Annotated in this window: 14 protein-coding genes; 7 read left to right on the top strand and 7 right to left on the bottom strand. The window is 67.3% G+C overall.

Annotation, left to right across the window (positions count from 1 at the left end; translation table 11 throughout):
* Positions 1-10 precede the first annotated feature (10 nt).
* The gene (locus O6X71_RS12775) at positions 11-529 is read left to right on the top strand and encodes a phosphoribosyltransferase (protein ID WP_353466172.1); all 519 of its coding nucleotides are present in this window, start codon (positions 11-13) and stop codon (positions 527-529) included.
* 214 nt (positions 530-743) lie between these two features.
* On the opposite strand, the gene O6X71_RS12770 is transcribed toward O6X71_RS12775, so the two are convergent.
* A complete protein-coding gene (locus tag O6X71_RS12770) occupies positions 744-1,148 on the bottom strand; it encodes a glycine zipper 2TM domain-containing protein (protein ID WP_353466171.1) in 405 nt (134 codons plus the stop codon).
* Positions 1,149-1,304: 156 nt separating this feature from the next.
* Here O6X71_RS12770 and O6X71_RS12765 point away from each other — a divergent pair, with 156 nt between their 5' ends.
* Positions 1,305-2,330 carry an esterase-like activity of phytase family protein gene (locus O6X71_RS12765; RefSeq protein ID WP_353466170.1) on the top strand — a complete coding sequence of 342 codons (1,026 nt, stop codon included), beginning with the start codon at positions 1,305-1,307 and terminating at the stop codon, positions 2,328-2,330.
* Between the two features lie 71 nt (positions 2,331-2,401).
* Here O6X71_RS12765 and rpmB read toward each other — a convergent pair whose 3' ends face one another.
* Positions 2,402-2,701: a 50S ribosomal protein L28 gene (gene rpmB, locus O6X71_RS12760; protein ID WP_056053386.1), complete on the bottom strand. Its 300-nt coding sequence runs from the start codon at positions 2,699-2,701 to the stop codon at positions 2,402-2,404.
* Between the two features lie 182 nt (positions 2,702-2,883).
* On the opposite strand from rpmB, the gene O6X71_RS12755 reads away from it, so the two are divergent.
* Together O6X71_RS12755 and O6X71_RS12750 are read left to right on the top strand one after the other, a co-directional pair.
* Positions 2,884-3,102 (top strand): hypothetical protein, encoded by a 219-nt coding sequence (locus O6X71_RS12755; RefSeq protein WP_107964197.1) that lies wholly within the window; start codon positions 2,884-2,886, stop codon positions 3,100-3,102.
* A gap of 72 nt (positions 3,103-3,174) precedes the next feature.
* The gene (locus O6X71_RS12750; RefSeq protein WP_435368485.1) at positions 3,175-3,603 is read left to right on the top strand and encodes a nucleoside deaminase; all 429 of its coding nucleotides are present in this window, start codon (positions 3,175-3,177) and stop codon (positions 3,601-3,603) included.
* Positions 3,604-3,752: 149 nt separating this feature from the next.
* On the opposite strand, the gene pepN is transcribed toward O6X71_RS12750, so the two are convergent.
* Positions 3,753-6,341 (bottom strand): aminopeptidase N, encoded by a 2,589-nt coding sequence (pepN, locus tag O6X71_RS12745; protein WP_353466167.1) that lies wholly within the window; start codon positions 6,339-6,341, stop codon positions 3,753-3,755.
* Between the two features lie 106 nt (positions 6,342-6,447).
* Between pepN and O6X71_RS12740 the strand changes: the two genes are divergently transcribed.
* A complete protein-coding gene (locus tag O6X71_RS12740; protein WP_353466166.1) occupies positions 6,448-8,154 on the top strand; it encodes a M28 family metallopeptidase in 1,707 nt (568 codons plus the stop codon).
* A complete protein-coding gene (locus O6X71_RS12735) occupies positions 8,151-8,987 on the top strand; it encodes an NAD(P)-dependent oxidoreductase (protein WP_353466165.1) in 837 nt (278 codons plus the stop codon). The genes O6X71_RS12740 and O6X71_RS12735 overlap by 4 nt, the downstream gene beginning before the upstream one ends.
* On the opposite strand, the gene O6X71_RS12730 is transcribed toward O6X71_RS12735, so the two are convergent.
* From O6X71_RS12730 to O6X71_RS12720, 3 genes are all read right to left on the bottom strand, one after another.
* On the bottom strand, positions 8,900-9,820 hold the full coding sequence (locus O6X71_RS12730; RefSeq protein ID WP_353466164.1) for a DMT family transporter: 921 nt from the start codon (positions 9,818-9,820) through the stop codon (positions 8,900-8,902). The genes O6X71_RS12735 and O6X71_RS12730 overlap by 88 nt on opposite strands.
* Positions 9,817-10,818 (bottom strand): threonine aldolase family protein, encoded by a 1,002-nt coding sequence (locus tag O6X71_RS12725; RefSeq protein WP_353466163.1) that lies wholly within the window; start codon positions 10,816-10,818, stop codon positions 9,817-9,819. Before O6X71_RS12725 ends, O6X71_RS12730 begins: the two co-directional genes overlap by 4 nt.
* 248 nt (positions 10,819-11,066) lie before the next feature.
* Positions 11,067-13,220: a transglycosylase domain-containing protein gene (locus O6X71_RS12720; protein WP_353466162.1), complete on the bottom strand. Its 2,154-nt coding sequence runs from the start codon at positions 13,218-13,220 to the stop codon at positions 11,067-11,069.
* Positions 13,221-13,446: 226 nt separating this feature from the next.
* Between O6X71_RS12720 and O6X71_RS12715 the strand changes: the two genes are divergently transcribed.
* Positions 13,447-14,043 (top strand): NADPH-dependent FMN reductase, encoded by a 597-nt coding sequence (locus O6X71_RS12715; protein WP_243644306.1) that lies wholly within the window; start codon positions 13,447-13,449, stop codon positions 14,041-14,043.
* A 101-nt stretch (positions 14,044-14,144) separates the two neighbouring features.
* Here O6X71_RS12715 and O6X71_RS12710 read toward each other — a convergent pair whose 3' ends face one another.
* The gene (locus O6X71_RS12710) at positions 14,145-15,680 is read right to left on the bottom strand and encodes an efflux transporter outer membrane subunit (protein WP_353466161.1); all 1,536 of its coding nucleotides are present in this window, start codon (positions 15,678-15,680) and stop codon (positions 14,145-14,147) included.

The raw sequence follows: 15,680 nt of genomic DNA, 5'->3' as shown, positions 1-15,680 counted from the left end.
GCGTCGAAGAATGCCGATCTTTACCCCTATCCGTCAGCACGAGTTCGTCGCTGCTGTGCACATCCTCGCCGCCAAGGTCGTCGAGGATACCGCGTGGAAACCCGATTACATCATCGGCATAGGCCGTGGCGGGCTCGTGCCGGCGGTGTTCCTCAGCCATGCGATCGGGTTGCCGACGCTGTCGGTCGATTATTCGAGCCAGGTGAAGGACTTTGCCGACGAACCGCTGGTGAAGCTTGCCGCGCGGACGCGAGAGGGCGAGCGGCTGCTGTTCGTCGACGACATCAATGATTCGGGGCGGACCATCACGCACCTGCGTGGTGCGCTGGCGGCGGCGGGTGCTGTCGCGGGATCGGTGCGGTTCGCGATGCTGATCGATAACGTCAGTTCGGCGGAGCGGATCGAGTATTGTGCGCGGACGATCGACCGGGCTGTGACCAAGGACTGGTTCGTGTTTCCCTGGGAGGCGGTCGCGCCCGCGGCTGCGATTGCCGAGGATGCAGCGGAAGTGCCTGAACGGATCGCTTAGGCGGCAGACGAACAAAGGGCCGGCTCCCGTACGGGAAGCCGGCCCTCGCCCTCGATACGCTACGCGAGGGAACTGGGAAACTGGTTGGATGGCTCGAACGGGCGGGACGTCGGCAAAGCCGTCGTCGGTCGGGTCAGGCTGAGCCTGCCCGCCGTCCGTGCCGGCGGTTGCTCGACCGCTTTCGCGGCGAGCACCGGCCCGGGCTTTGCCGGGCTTACCGCCGGCAATACCCAGGGTTATCCGACTTATCGATCGCGTTGCCCGCCAGGCCACCACCGGCTGCACCGAGGACTGCGCCGAGCGTCCGGTCACCACGACCGGCGATGGTGTGACCTAGCAGGCCGCCGGCGAGGGCACCGATGATCGTGCCGCCGGTGTTGTCGCATCCGCGACGGCTGCGGTAGTTGTAGCGGCGGTCGTTGCCGCGATACTCGCGGTAGCCCCGGTCGTCGCCCCGATAGCCACGATCGTAGCCATTGTCGCGGTAGCCGCCACCCTGATAGCCATCGTAGCCACGCTCGTAGCGCGAGCCCCAGCGCTGCGCATCGGCGGCAGCGGGAACGAGGGCGGTCGCACCCAATGCGAGGGCACTGGCGGCGAGTGTAAAAGTCTTGAACATCGTGCGTCTCCCGTTGGGGATTTCGGCGGCGGCGGGGGCCGTGCTTCCATCCTCGATGAGACGCTTATGAGTGATTCGCATTGAGCCGAGCCTGAATGCCTCCGTTATCCGCTGTTCATGCTTCCGCGGATCGCCGGACGCCCTATGAGGGGCGCGATGCGGCGCCTGATCACTGTCCTGTTCGTCGCCGTAAGCGTCTGCGCGATCGTGCCGGCCTGGTCGGGTGAGGCGCGGCTCGACCTGCTCGGCAAGCGCGCGCAGCTGACCGCGACGCGCGTAATGCTCGACCGCACCAACCCGCGGCACGTCCGCGTCGGCGGGCTTACCTATCTGGGCGGCGTGGCGCTCGACAGTCGGGATCCGGCGTTCGGGGGATTCTCGTCGCTCGACGTCGCGCCGGCCGCGACTGGCAACCGCTTCACGCTGCTGAGCGACGGCGGCAACATCGTCCAGTTCGACATGGGCGCCGACTGGCTCCCGCACCGGGTCGCGTTCGAGAACCTCCCCGCGGGGCCGGGTATCGGCTGGGAGAAACGCGACCGCGACAGCGAATCGATGGCGATCGATCCGGTAACGGGGAATATCTGGGTCGGCTTCGAGGATGGCAATTCAATCTGGCGCTATGCCACGGGGTTCGCGCGGTACGAGGCGCGGGTGGCGCCCGAGGCGATGCGGAGATGGCCCGCGAACGGCGGGGCCGAATCGATGGCGCGGCTGCCCGACGGGCGATTTGTCGTGATCAGCGAGGAGGCGCATGTGCGTCGGCCGGACTGGTCCGGGTCGGAAGGCGAGCGGTTGCGCACGCGGCAGGCGCTGATCTTCGCGGGCGATCCGACGGGGGCGGGGGAGCCTGAGCGATTCGCGTATGAGCCGTTCGGGCGGTACGACCCGTCGGACGTCACCGCGCTGCCGAATGGCGACCTACTCATGCTCGATCGTGGGTTCAGCCTGCCGTTCCGATGGTCCAATCGGATATCGCTGATTGCCGCGCGTGACGTGGCGGCGGGGCGAATCGCACGTGGCCGTTTGATCGCGACGATCGATGCGCCGCTGATCCACGACAATTTCGAGGGGATCGACACGACGGTCGAGAACGGCGCGACGATCGTGTGGATCGTGTCGGACGACAACCAGATGTTTCTCCAGCGCACGCTGCTGCTGAAGTTCAGGCTGGATCGCTGACTCCACAAACGCCGACGGCCCGCCCTGCTAGGTGCAGGGCGGGCCGCGGTGATCGCAATACGACGTCGCTGTTAGGCGGCGACTGCCGAGGCTGCGATCTTCTTGACGACTTCGCGCTTCAGGCGACGAACGCGGAGCGACAGCTTGTCGTCCGAGACCTTCACCAGCCAGTTGTCGAGGCCACCGTTATGCTCGACGGTGCGCAGGCCGTGCGTCGAGACGCGCAGCTTGACGCCCTTCTCGAGCGAATCGGAAAGCAGCGTGACGTTCTGCAGGTTCGGGAGGAACGTGCGCTTGGTCTTGTTGTTGGCGTGGGAGACGTTGTTCCCGACCATCCGGCCCTTGCCGGTCAGTTCGCAGATGCGCGACATGTGATTACCTATTCAAGTGTCGGGAGGAACCCCGGAAAGGCGCGCGGATAGCTGGCACGCCGGCTTTCGTCAACCGATTCACGCGAAACGTGGCCGCGGTTGTCCGCAATGGGCATTGTGCAACCCACGGCGATCGACGACGTTGTTACGCTATCGAACTGTTCAATAAAAGGGGATGTCCCATGCGTACGCTTTTGTCTCTCGTCGCGATCATCGTGCTGGTCGTGGTCGGCCTGATGTATTTCGGGATCATCAACATCGACCAGACCCGTCAGGGCGTCGTCCAGGCGCCGAAGTTCCAGGCCGACGTCGCCAAGGTCACGCTCGGCACCGAGAACAAGACCGTGGCGGTGCCGACGATCAACGTCGAGAAGCCGGGCAACAGCCAGGCGCCGAACTGATCTTTACGCGGGTGTTTACGTGGGGCGAGCGGCGGGGCAGGGCCTGAGGCCATGTTCCCCGTCCCCGACCCTATGCGCCGCGCGCTCGACGCGGCACGCGATGCGGCGCTGGCTGGGGAAGTCCCGGTCGGCGCCGTTGTCGTTAGGGACGGCGTGATTATCGCGACGGGGGCGAATGCGCCGCGGGCGTTGTGCGATCCGACTGCGCATGCCGAGATCCAGGCGATTCGCGCTGCTGCTTTGGTTCTGGGGAGTGACCGCCTCGAGGGTTGCGATCTTTGGGTGACGCTTGAGCCTTGCGCGATGTGCGCCGGCGCAATCGCGCATGCCCGGATCGCACGGCTCTATTATGGGGCGGCGGATGCCAAGGGCGGAGCGGTCGAGCATGGCCCGCGGTTCTTTGGTCAGCCGACATGCCATCATCGGCCCGAGGTTTATGGGGGAATTGCGGAGACCGAGGCGGCGATGATCCTGCGGGAGTTCTTTGCGGGTCGCCGGTAGGAGCTGTGCAATTCCGTAATCCTCCCCCGCAAGGGGGAGGTGGCGCCGAAGGCGACGGAGGGGGAGGACGCCGCAACAGCGGTAGTCGCTTTCCTCCCCCTCCGTCTGGCAAGGGCCAGACACCTCCCCCTTGCGGGGGAGGATCAGGTTCAGCCTTCGAGGCTCTTGGACGCCTGTTCGAACAGGTCCTTCGAAAGTCCTGGCGTCCGCACGATCCGCTCTAGTTCCGCGCGCATCAGCCCCGCCCGCGCCGCATCGAACCGGCGCCACCGACCCAGCGGCGGGAGAAGCTTCGCCGCCGTCTGTGGGTTCAACCGGTCCAGGGCGATCAGCTGGTCCGCGAGGAACCGATAGCCGCTCCCGTCGGCGTTATTGAACGCCCGCTGGTTCGCGCCGAACGCACCGATCAGCGATCGCGCGCGGTTGGGGTTGGTCAGGGTGAAGTCGGCATGCTCGGCGAGCCCTGCGACGATCGCACCGGTATCGTCGCGCGACGACTGCGCTTGAGCCTGGAACCACTTGTCGAGCACCAGCGGGTTGTCGCAATATTGGCTGTAGAAGATGTCGAGCGCGGTGGTGCGGATCTCGGACGTGCTGCTGACCAGCGTCGTCAGCGCGCCCATCCGGTCGGTCATGTTGTCCGCCGAATCGAACTGCGCGAACGCGAGGTCCGCCGCATCCGCCGCGCCGCTTGCCGCGATATAGCCGAGTGCGACGGTTCGCAGGCGACGCAGGCCCTTGCCCTCCGGCGTATAGGCGTAGGACTGGCCCTTACCCCGCGCATACGCCTGCCGCCATTGCGCCTCCAGCCGCGTGCCGAGATCGCGGCGCAGCGCTTCGCGCGCGCGGAAGATCGCGTCGGGATCGACGACGGCCATCTGGTCGCCGATGAAGCTCTCCGACGGCAGCAACACCGCCTCAGCGACGAAGGCGAGATCGAGATCGGTATTGGCGAGCGTGTTCGCCACCGCGGCGATCACGGCCGCGTGATCCGCATGTCCGCCCGCCGAGGCGACCAACGTATCGAGCATCAACTGCTGCATCGCCTCGTAGCGCGCGAACGGATCGTCGTCGTGCGCGCTGAGGAAGGCGAGGTCGGCGGCGGTGCGGTCGCTCTCGACCACCACGGGGGCGGAGAAGCCGCGGTTGATCGACAGCACCGGGCGCTCGGCCAGGCCTTCGAACGCGATCGTGTCGAGCGTGTCGTCGAACAGGACGAGGCGGTCGTCGGTCAGCGCGGCGCCCGACTCGGCACCGAACAGCTTCACCCGCAACGGCAGCACCATCGGCGACTTCGCCGGCTGGCCGGGCGTCGCGGGTACCCGCTGCGCGAGCCGCAGCGTCGCGCGGTCGCCCTCATGCGATAGGCTCGCCGAGACGCGAGGCGTGCCCGCCTGCGAGTACCAGAGGCGGAACTGTGTGAGGTCGACCTTGCCGCCTTCCTCCATCGAGGTGACGAAATCCTCGCAGGTCGCGGCCGTGCCGTCGTACCGGTCGAAATACAGGTCGGTGCCGGCGCGGAAGCCCTTCGGTCCGAGGATCGCGGCCATCATCCGGATCAGCTCGGCGCCCTTGTTGTAGATCGTCGCTGTGTAGAAGTTCGAGATCTCCTGGTAGGATTCAGGCCGCACGGGATGCGCGAGCGGGCCGGAATCCTCGGGGAATTGCGACGCGCGCAGGCCGCGGACGTCCTCGATGCGCTTGACCGCGCGCGAGCCCTGGTCGGCGGAGAAGCCCTGGTCGCGATAGACCGTGAAGCCTTCCTTCAACGAAAGCTGGAACCAGTCGCGGCAGGTGATCCGGTTGCCCGACCAATTGTGGAAATATTCGTGCGCGACGACCGCGGCGATCGCGTCATAGTCGTAATCGGTCGCGGTATCCGGGTCGGCCAGGATGTAGCGCGAGTTGAAGATGTTGAGGCCCTTGTTCTCCATCGCGCCGAAGTTGAAGTCGTCGACCGCGACGATGTTGAACACGTCGAGATCATACTCGCGGCCATAGGTCGTCTCGTCCCACGCCATCGCGAGTTCGAGCGCCTTCAACGCGTGGTCGGTCTTCGGCAGGTCGGCCTCGCGCACCCAGATGCCGAGCGATACCTCGCGCCCCGACATCGTCGTGAAGCTGCTGCGGTTCACCGCGAGATCGCCGGCGACCAGTGCGAACAGGTAGGAGGGTTTCGGGAAAGGGTCGTGCCAAGTCGCCCAGTGGCGGCCGTCGTCGAGATCGCCCTGCGCGACCGGATCGCCGTTCGCGAGCAGCACGGGGAAGTGCTTCCTGTCGGCGGTCATCCGGACCGAATAGACGCTGAGCACGTCGGGGCGGTCGGGGAAATAGGTGATGCGGCGGAAGCCCTCCGCCTCGCACTGCGTGCAGAGATTGCCACCCGACGCGTAGAGCCCCATCAACTGCGTGTTGCGATCGGGGGCGATCTCGACCTGAGTCTCGATGACATGCGCGACGCCGGTGAGCGGGATGACGAGCTGTTCGCCGTCGATCCGCCAGTCGTTGATCGCCACGCCGTCGATCGTGACCGAAAGCGGCTTCTGGCCCGCGCCGTTGAGCCGGAGCGGTGCGGCGTGATCGCCGTTGCGCGTCACCGACAGTGTTGCCGTTACGCGGGTGGTGGAGGGATCGAGGTCGAAATCCAGTTTCGTCTCGGGGACCAGCCACTCGGGCGGGGTATAGTCCTCGCGGCGAATGACGAGCGGGTGGGCGAGACTGTTCTGGATATCGAGCATATGGTTGCGAATATAGGGCCGCGCCCGCCTATCGCCAGCCAAAGCTTGCGCGGGGGACGGTGGATGCTACGCCGCTGCAACACGTTCCCTTTGCAAGGATTTCCGGATGTATCGTCCTATCGGCGCGCTCGCGTTGCTCGCGCTTTCTACCTCTGCCCTTGCTCAGACTGCGCCCCAAGCTGCCCCCGCGCCGGCTCCGGTGACCGCCCCGAATACCGCCGAGTTGAACGCGAAGCTCGCCGCGCCGCTGCCCGCGGATCAGGCGGCGATGAAGGCGCATGTGCTGTTTCTCGCGTCGGATGCGATGAAGGGTCGCGAGGCCGGCAGCCCCGAGTTCGACATCGCCGCGCAATATGTCGCCGCGCAATTCTATGCGGCGGGGCTTCGTCCCGGTGGCGATCAGGGCGGGTATCTCCAGACCGTGCCGCTGGTGTCGTACAAGGCGGCGGGCAAGGGCGATTTCGTCTGGACCGGTCGCGGGCCTGCGCAGCCGCTCGTGTTCGGTGAGGATTATGTGCCCGCCGCGAACGGCGCGAAGGCGGAGACCAGCGTTTCGGCGCCCGTCGTGTTCGTCGGCTACGGCATCGACGCGCCGCAATATGGCCAGGACGATTACAAGGGCGTCGACGTCCGCGGCAAGATCGTCGCGTATTTTGGTGGCTCGCCCGCGCGGTTCGGCGGTGAGGAGCGCGCGTTCTTCGGCTCGGGCGGCACCAAGGCGGCGATCGCGCAGGCCAAGGGAGCGGTTGGCGTGATTACGCTGGAAAGCCCGCGCTCGGCCAAGGTGCGGACGTTCGGCAAGATGGCGGAGTTTTATGCGACGCCGCGGATGACGTGGGCGAATCCCGACGGCACCGGCAAGGTCGATGCGCCCGGCGCGCCGTCGCTCGGGACGGTCAGCATGGCCGGCGCGGCCAAGCTGTTCGCGGGTGCGAAGACGCCGTGGAGCCGGATCGTGAAGCAGGCGGACCGCGACAACGCCAAGTTCAAGGCGGTGCCGCTGGTCGGTACGCTGACCGTCGCGACCAAGACGAGCTTCGTGCCCGCGGCGAGCAGCAACGTCGTCGGCGTGATCCCCGGCAGCGATCCGGTGGTCGGCAAGGAGGTCGTCGTGCTGTCGGCGCATCTCGATCACATCGGCATCACCAAGCCAGTGAAGGGCGACGCGCTCAACAACGGCGCGCTCGACAACGCGATCGGCATCGCCAGCCTGATCGAGGAGGCCAAGCGCTTCAATGCCAGCGGGCAGGCGCCGAAGCGCACCATCATGTTCCTGGCGGTCACCGGCGAGGAGAAGGGCTTGGTCGGGTCCGATTACTTCACCAACCACCCGACCGTGCCGCTGACCTCGATCGTCGCCGACGTGAACCTCGACATGCCGATCCTGACGTACAAGTTCGAGGACATGGTGGTGTTCGGTGCCGAGCGTTCCACCATCGGGCCGATCGTTCAGAAGGCGGTGGCGGCGATCGGCGTCGGCCTGTCGCCCGATCCGATGCCGGAGGAGGGCATCTTCGTCCGCTCGGATCACTTCCGCTTCGTCCAGAAGGGGATCCCGTCGGTATTCCTGTGGCCGGGTCAGAAGGGGCCGGGCAAGGCGGCGGTCGCGTATTTCATGGCGAACAATTATCACAAGCCTTCGGACGATCTGACGCAGCCGATCCTGTGGGATCAGGGCGTGCGGTTCGTCGATGCGAACTACCGGATCGCGCGCGAGATCGCCGACGGGGCGCAGCGGCCGGTGTGGAATGCCGGCGATTACTTCGGGACGTTGTACAAGGGGCCGATGGCTGGCGCGGCGGTGGCGCCATGAGCCGGCTGCTAGTCCTTGGTCTCGGCTACACCGCGTCGCGGCTTGCCGAGCGGCTCGCGGCCGATGGCTGGCATGTCGTCGGCACGACGCGGGATGGGCGGGGTGATACGCTCCGGTTCGACGATACGGATGCGGTGACGGCGGAGGTCGCGGCGGCGACGCATATCCTGTCGTCGGTGCCGCCCGAGCATGAGGCGGACCCCGTGCTCGGGCGCTACGGTTCGCTGTTGCTTCGGACGCGGGCGTGGATCGGGTATCTGTCGTCGACGGGCGTGTACGGCGATGCGCAGGGCGCGTGGGTGGACGAGACGGCGCCGATCGGTGGCGGTCGTCGGAGCGCGCGCGCGGCGGCGGACTCGGACTGGCTCGCGATCGGTGCGCGGACGTTCCGCCTGCCGGGAATCTATGGTCCGGGCCGCTCGCCGCTCGACCGGGTGCGGCAGGGGAAGGCGCACCGGATCGAGCAACCCGGCCAGGTGTTCAGCCGCGCGCATGTCGACGACATCGTCTCGGGCGTGATCGCCGGGTTCGATGCGCCGGCGGGGGCGTACAACCTCGCGGACGACGTGCCCGCGTCGCAGAACGATGTCGTGGCGTTCGCGGCGATGCTGCTCGGGATGCCCGCGCCGCCGTTCGTGACGCTCGGGGAGTTGTCGGCGATGGGGCGCGGCTTTTATAACGAGACTCGGCGGGTCGCTAACGGCAAGGCCAAGCGCGTGCTTGGCTGGACGCCTGCCTGGCCCGACTACCGTGCCGGCCTGCGTGCGCTGAGTGCGATGACTAGGCCGATGCCGGACAGCACAGCGCCGGCGACGGCCAGCGTCGACCAGTGATAGCGCTCGAAGATCGTCGATAGCAGCATCGCGATCACCGGTACGATCACGCCCGAATAGGCCGCCTTGGCCGGGCCGATCGCGCGGATGACGTTGAAATAGAGCGGGAAGGCGAGTGCGGAGGCAAACACGCCGAGATAGAGGATGCCCGCGACATAGCCGAACCGCGGCTCGAACACCGGCGGCCCGGTGGTGATCCAGGCGAACGCCGCGTCGAGGCTCGCGCCGATCAGCATTGCCATCGCCAGCGTCGGTGCCATCGGATAGCGTTTGGCGAACGCACTGCCTTGGATGACGTTGGCGACCGAGGCGGCCATCACGCCGCACAGCGTCAGGACGATGCCGATCGTCGCCGAGCGCGGTCCGTGCGGATCGACCCGCGCTTCGTTGACGAACAGCAGGGCGACCCCCGCCATCGCCACCGCGCACCCGACCATCAGCTGCCGCCCGAGGCGCTGCTTGAGGAAGATGCGGCCGAAGATCGCGTTGGGGACGAGCAGCAGCGCGAACACCACCGCGACGAGCCCCGAAGTGACGTAATGTTCGGCGCGGTAGACGAAGTTGAAGTTGAACGTGAACAGCGCCACGCCGATCACCGCCGCGAACGCGTAGCCGCGCGCGTCGAACCTGAAGCTCTCGCGCTTGATGCTGGCGTAGATCGCCATCGCGATGCCGGCGACGAGGAAGCGGTAGCTGATCGACCAGCTCGGCGGCACCACCGCGATCTGGTCGCGGATGACGAGCCAGGTCGAGCCCCAGATCAGCGTGACGATGCCGAACGGGATCAGTACGGCCGCGCGGGTCGACTGGGGAGGATCGGTTGGGCCGGTCACAGCTCGCGGAGGGCGTCGGCGAGCAGGCCGATTGCGTCCGCAGGGCTGTCCCATGCGGTGACGAGGCGGATTTCGCCAGCGGCCCAGTCGTAGAAGTCGAAGCCTTTTGCGCGGAGGGCTGCGGCTTCTTCCGGCGTGGCGCGGAGGAACACTTCGTTCGCCTCGACCGGGTGGACGAGGCGGTCGCCTGCAGCGGCGGCGAGCTTCGTCGCGCCGTCGTTGGCGGCCTTGGCGTTGGCGAGCCAGAGGTCGTCGTCGAGCATCGCGAGGATCTGCGCGGAGAGATACCGCCCTTTCGACAGCAGCAGGCCTGCGCGTTTGCGGCGATATTGCGTGACGGCGGCGAGGTCGGGCTTGAAGAAGACCAGCGCCTCCGCACTCATCGCGCCGTTCTTGACGAAGCCGAAGCTCAGCGCGTCGACGCCGGCGCGCCACGTCATCTCGGCGGGGGAGCAGCCGACGCGCGCCATCGCGTTGGCGAAGCGCGCGCCGTCCATGTGGAAGCCGAGCCCGTGCGCCTTCGCCAGCGCGCCGATCTCCGCGACCTCATGAGGCTGGTAGACGCGGCCATATTCGGTGGCGTTGGTGATCGAGATCGCGTGCGGCTGGACGCGGTGGACGTCGTCGGGGATCGCGTCGAGGACGCTGCGGATGGTGTCGGGGGTAAGCTTTGCGCCGTCGCCGTTGGCGAGGAACAGCTTGGCGCCGTGCGTGTAGAATTCGGGCGCGCCGCCCTCGTCGTTTTGGATGTGCGCGTCGCGGTGGCAGACGATGCCGCCGTGGGGCGGGCAGAGTGCTGCGAGCGCGAGGCAGTTGGCGGCGGTGCCGGTGGGGACCCAGAGGACGGCGACGTCGGTTTCGAACAGCGCGGACAGGCGGCCGTCGAGCTGCTGGCTCCACGCGTCGCCGGCATAGGCGGTGTCGAGCGTGTCGGCGGCGGCGATCGCGGCCATGACCTGCGGGTGGATCGTGGCGGCATTGTCGGAGAAGAAGCGCATGCGTGAGACATGCTGCGATGCGGTGGTGGCGTCAACGGGGGGGCATCGGCTCAGGTGAAGATCAAAGCTGCTCTTCCACCCCGGCGAAGGCCGGGGCCCAATTTGGGGGCGGTAGGTGGCGAAGGCTGCGCGTCGTTACCGCGACCTTTCCAATTGGGCCCCGGCCTCCGCCGGGGTGGTGCCTGATGGCCGGGGTAGTGCCTAATCGCTGAGGTGGTGCTGACCGAGCGGGTGTCGTCGATAGCGAACTACTGCCCCTCGTCGGGCCCCTGTTCTTCCTCCGGCGGTCGGCGATCGTCGCGGGGGGGCGGGCCTTCCTGGCGGTCGCGGCGGGAGGGGCCGACTGAGATGGTGCCGTCCTCACCCATCTTCAGGTTGAAGCCCATTCCTTCGATCTCCCCGCCTAGCGGCAGAATGGAATTGTCCTGCTCGTCCGCCGGCAACGCATCCGGATCGACTTCCTCGACCGCGGGAGGAGGCGCGGCGATCGGTGCGATCCCCAGCGCGCTCTGCATGAAGTCGCGCCAGATCCGCGCGGGGATACCGCCGCCCGACAGGCCGGGGTTCGACGAATTGTCATCGTTGCCGACCCATACGCCGACCACCAGATCGCGCGCGAAGCCGACGAACAGCGCGTCCTTGTTGTCCGACGTCGTGCCGGTCTTGCCAAACGCGTCGACCGTCAGGTTCGCGCCACGCCCGGTACCGGTGCGGATCGAGGCCGCCAGCAGGTCGAGCATCTCGTCGTGGATCTTGCTCGGCATCTCGGTCGCGCCGCCGGTCAGCGATTGGTACCAGCCCTTCTCGCGCACGTCGGCGAGCCCGCGCGGCTGGACCGGATATTGCTCGCGCGCGATCGCGGCATAGGCGGCGGTCAGTTCGAGCAGCGACACGGTCGAGGTGCCGAGGCCGATCGTCGCCTCGCTGGGGATCGGCGTCGAGATGCCGAGGTCGCGGGCCGCCTTGATCACCGCCTTCACGCCGACCTGTTGCGTCAGCCGGGCCGCAGCGACGTTGGACGAGCGCGCGAACGCTTGGCGCAGCGTGATCGTCCCCTGATAGCGGCCGTCGCTGTTCTTTGGCGTCCAGTCGCCGATCGTCACCGGGCGGTCCTCGATCGTCGAATCGGGGGTGAGGCCCTGGCGCATCGCGGCGAGGTAGACGAACAGCTTGAAGGTCGAGCCGGGCTGGCGCCGCGCCTGCGTCGCGCGGTTGAACGGGCTTTTCGCGTAGTTCTTGCCGCCGATCATCGCGACGACGCGGCCATCGGGGCGCATCGCCACCAGCGCGACCTGCGCCTGCCGAAGCCCGGCGCGCGCGACGGTGCGTTCGGCGGCGCGTTGCAAGCGCGGATCGAGCGTCGTTTGGACGGTTGCTTCCGTCTTGATTTCGCCGGCTTGGTCGCGCGCTTCGGGGAGGATCCAGTCGGCGAAATAGGTGCCGTTGGGGAGCTGCGACGGGCGGCTGCCGAGCACGCGCTGCGGCTGGACCGCGTCGCCCTCCGCCTTGGTGAGGAAGCCCGCGTCGACCATCGCGCCGACCACGACGGCCTCCCGCTTGCGCGCGCCTTCGAGGTTCGACGTGGGGGCGAGGCGCGATGGCGCCTTGACCAGCCCGGCTAGCATCGCGGCCTGGCCGACGTTGAGCTTGTCGGGCGTGCGGCCGAAATAATGCTTGGCGGCCGCGCTGATCCCGTAGGTGTTGTCGCCGAAATAGACGTTCGACAGATAGCGCGAGAGGATCTCGTTCTTCGACAGCCATGCCTCGAGCCAGAACGCGATCATCGCCTCGCGGATTTTGCGCGTCGCCGTGCGATCCGAATCGAGGAAGGCGTTCTTCGCGAGCTGCTGCGTGATCGTCGAGCCGCCCTGGCGGACGCCGCCCGAGCCCATGTTTGCCCATGCCGCGCGCGCGATGCCGCGCGGGTCGACGCCCCAGTGCGAATAGAAGCGCCGGTCCTCGATCGCCAGGAACGCCTGCGTGACGTGCGGCGGGAGTTTCGAGGCATCGACCGACTTGCCGATGATCGCACCACGCCGTGCGATCGGCGTGCCATCGTCCGCGGTCAGTGTGATCGAGGGCGGGGTTGGCGGCTGGAGCGACTTCGACAGCGGCGCGGTGATCGCAAGCCAGATGACCGCGATCACCAGCAGGACGATGCCGATCCCCGCTCCGCGCAGGATCCAGCGACCGATCGGGCGCTTGCGTCGTGGCGCGCTGGGGGGTGCGTAGGCCGCGCCGAAGTCGCGATCATACGGGGCCGAATCTTCGCCGTCCCGCTCCGCTTCGTATTTCTGGCGCAGGCGTTCGCGTTCGGTGATCAGACGCTCGCGCTCATAGGCGTAGGGCTCGCGATCGCCGGTGGAGCCGGAACGGTTGGTGTCGAAGGGATCGGGGCGCATCGGTCGTTCCAGCGGGTCGGCCAAGCGGCGGACGTCAGGTGTATTATCGTTCTATGACAGCTCGGGCAAGTCTGTGCTTACGCCGTCCGTTCCTGCGCATGCTTAACGTGTACAGGGGCTTAGCGACAGCGGCACGACGTCCGCGTGACGAGAACCGACCGAAGCTGTTGTCATCGCGCGACGAAACGGGAAAGAGCATCGCATGACGTTCGAACAGGATAAAACCGTGGCCGCTTCCGACACTCTTCCCGCCGTTCTGCCGCTGGTCGTTGGCATCGGCGGCACGATCGGCGGCGTCTCGTCGACCGAGCGTGCACTGCGGATCGCGCTCGATGCGGTCGAGAAGCAAGGGTATCGCACGCAGATGTTCGGCGGCGCCGACATGGCGCGGCTGCCGCTGTACGATCCGAAGGCGACCACGCGGACAGCGGACGAGCAGGCGTTCGTGGAAGCCGTACGTGGTGCATCGGCGGTGATCATCGCAAGCCCGGGCTATCACGGCAGCATCTCGGGCGTGGTCAAGAACGCGCTCGACCTGCTGGAGGAGACGTCGCGCGACGAACGCCCATATCTGGCGGACATGCCGGTCGGACTGATCGCCACGGCGTACGGCTGGCAGGCGACGGGGAGCACGATCGCGGCGTTGCGCTCGATCGTCCATGCGTTGCGCGGGTGGCCGACGCCGTTTGCCGCCGCGATCAACACGCAGGTGACGAAGTTCGACGATGAGGGCGGGGCGAGCGATCCTGCGGTGCTCGAGCAGTTGCGTCTGGTCGGGCGACAGGTCGCGCGGTTCGCGCCGTTGTCCGAGCCGGCGAACTAGCCAGTCCGTCATCCTGGGCTCGACCCAGGATCCAGAGCCACGAACGGCGTCGTCAGCGGCTCTGGATCCTGACTTTCGTCAGGATGACGAAGGGGCGGGCCTTACTTCAGGCCACCGCCGAGCGAGCGGTAGAGTTCGACCGCGTTGCTGTCGCGGACGAGGCGCGTCGCCAGCAGGCTCTGCTGGGCGGTGTAGAGTGCGCGCTGCGAATCGAGCGTGTTGAGGAACGGGTCGATCCCGGCGCGGAAGCGGAGCTGCGACAGGTTATACGCGCCCGCCGCATTGTCCCGCAGCGACGTCTGAGCCTCCAACTGGCTGTTGATCGTGCCGCGACGTGCCAGCGCATCTGCGACTTCACGGAAGCCGGTCTGGATGCTCTTCTCGTACGTCGCCAGCATCGCGTCGCGCGTTGCCTTGGCGTATTGCAGGTTGCCCTTGTTGCGGCCGAAATCGAAGATCGGCTGCGTGATCGTCGGCGCGACCGACCATTGCTGGCTGCCGCTGCCGAACAGGTTCGACAGGCCGAGGCTGAGCGTACCGAACGCCGCGGTCAGCGAGATGTTCGGGAAGAACGCCGCGCGTGCCGCGCCGATATTCGCGTTGGCGGCGATCAAATTGTGCTCGGCCGCTGCAACGTCCGGACGGCGCAACAGCACCTCCGACGACAGGTTGGCGGGCAGATTCTCCAGCGTCGGCGTCTTGTCCGGCATCCGCGCGGGCAGCAGATCCTGCGTCACGGTCGTCCCGGCGAGCAGGTTCAGCGCGTTCTGGTCCTGCGCGATTAGCGTGGTCGCGTCGGCAATGTCCGAGCGCGCCTGATCATAGGTGGTGCGCGCCTGACGCACTTCGAGTTCGGAGGCGATGCCGATCCGGAAGCGATCCTGCGTAAGCTTCAGCGTCTGGCCGAACGCGCGCTCGGTATCCTGCGCGATCTTGAGGCGGTCCTGGTCCGCGGCCATCGTCAGCCACGCGGTCGCAGTCTCCGAGATGAGCGACACCTGGGCTGCGTTGCGGTTCTCTTCTGCGGCGAAATACGCTTCCTGCTGCGCCTGCGTCAGGTTGCGGATGCGGCCAAAGAGATCGATTTCCCAAGCCGAGATCCCGACATTGGCCGAATAGATGTCGGCGCGCCCGCTGCCGGTGACGGCAGTGCCCGCACCGCCGGTACCACCACCGGTGCCGCCACCCGTTCCGGTACCGCCACCGACGCCACCAGTGCCGCCGCCCGTGCCGCCGCCGACACCGCCTACGCCGCCGCCAACCGCACCGAACGGCGACTTCTGGTAGGTCGCACTGCCGGTTGCGCCGATCGTCGGGAACAGGTCCGCACGCTGGACGCGGTATTGCGCGCGCGCCTGTGCGACGTTGGCGACCGCGATGCGGACGTCGCGGTTATTGTCGAGCGCGAGGCGGATCACGCCGCGCAGGCGGTCGTCCGTGAAGAACGCCTCCCACGCGGTGTCCGCCGGCACGATGGCGTTCGCGGCGTTGCCGGCCGCATAGGCGGGTCCAGTCGGTCCGCTCGGCGCCACGGGAAGCTCCGGGCGGACGTATTTAGGGGCGAGGTTGCACCCCGCGAGCGTGAGCCCGGCAGCGAACGTGAGCGCGGTGCGGCTGGAGATCTTGGTCGAGAACAT

Origin of the sequence: Sphingomonas faeni, from assembly GCF_040407505.1 — a bacterium.
Classification (GTDB): Bacteria; Pseudomonadota; Alphaproteobacteria; order Sphingomonadales; family Sphingomonadaceae; genus Sphingomonas; species Sphingomonas faeni_E.
Note: the sequence above shows the minus strand (reverse complement) of the source record. Positions and strands in the feature narration are given on the sequence as shown.

Bases quoted from the DNA above. Each gene is read 5' to 3' on its own strand.
- O6X71_RS12770 (WP_353466171.1), bottom strand. From the start codon at position 1,148: ATGTTCAAGACTTTTACACTCGCCGCCAGTGCCCTCGCATTGGGTGCG.
- O6X71_RS12775 (WP_353466172.1), top strand. From the start codon at position 11: ATGCCGATCTTTACCCCTATCCGTCAGCACGAGTTCGTCGCTGCTGTG.
- rpmB (WP_056053386.1), bottom strand. From the start codon at position 2,701: ATGTCGCGCATCTGCGAACTGACCGGCAAGGGCCGGATGGTCGGGAAC.
- O6X71_RS12755 (WP_107964197.1), top strand. From the start codon at position 2,884: ATGCGTACGCTTTTGTCTCTCGTCGCGATCATCGTGCTGGTCGTGGTC.
- O6X71_RS12710 (WP_353466161.1), bottom strand. From the start codon at position 15,680: ATGTTCTCGACCAAGATCTCCAGCCGCACCGCGCTCACGTTCGCTGCC.
- pepN (WP_353466167.1), bottom strand. From the start codon at position 6,341: ATGCTCGATATCCAGAACAGTCTCGCCCACCCGCTCGTCATTCGCCGC.
- O6X71_RS12725 (WP_353466163.1), bottom strand. From the start codon at position 10,818: ATGCGCTTCTTCTCCGACAATGCCGCCACGATCCACCCGCAGGTCATG.
- O6X71_RS12720 (WP_353466162.1), bottom strand. From the start codon at position 13,220: ATGCGCCCCGATCCCTTCGACACCAACCGTTCCGGCTCCACCGGCGAT.
- O6X71_RS12740 (WP_353466166.1), top strand. From the start codon at position 6,448: ATGTATCGTCCTATCGGCGCGCTCGCGTTGCTCGCGCTTTCTACCTCT.
- O6X71_RS12735 (WP_353466165.1), top strand. From the start codon at position 8,151: ATGAGCCGGCTGCTAGTCCTTGGTCTCGGCTACACCGCGTCGCGGCTT.
- O6X71_RS12765 (WP_353466170.1), top strand. From the start codon at position 1,305: ATGCGGCGCCTGATCACTGTCCTGTTCGTCGCCGTAAGCGTCTGCGCG.
- O6X71_RS12750 (WP_435368485.1), top strand. From the start codon at position 3,175: ATGCGCCGCGCGCTCGACGCGGCACGCGATGCGGCGCTGGCTGGGGAA.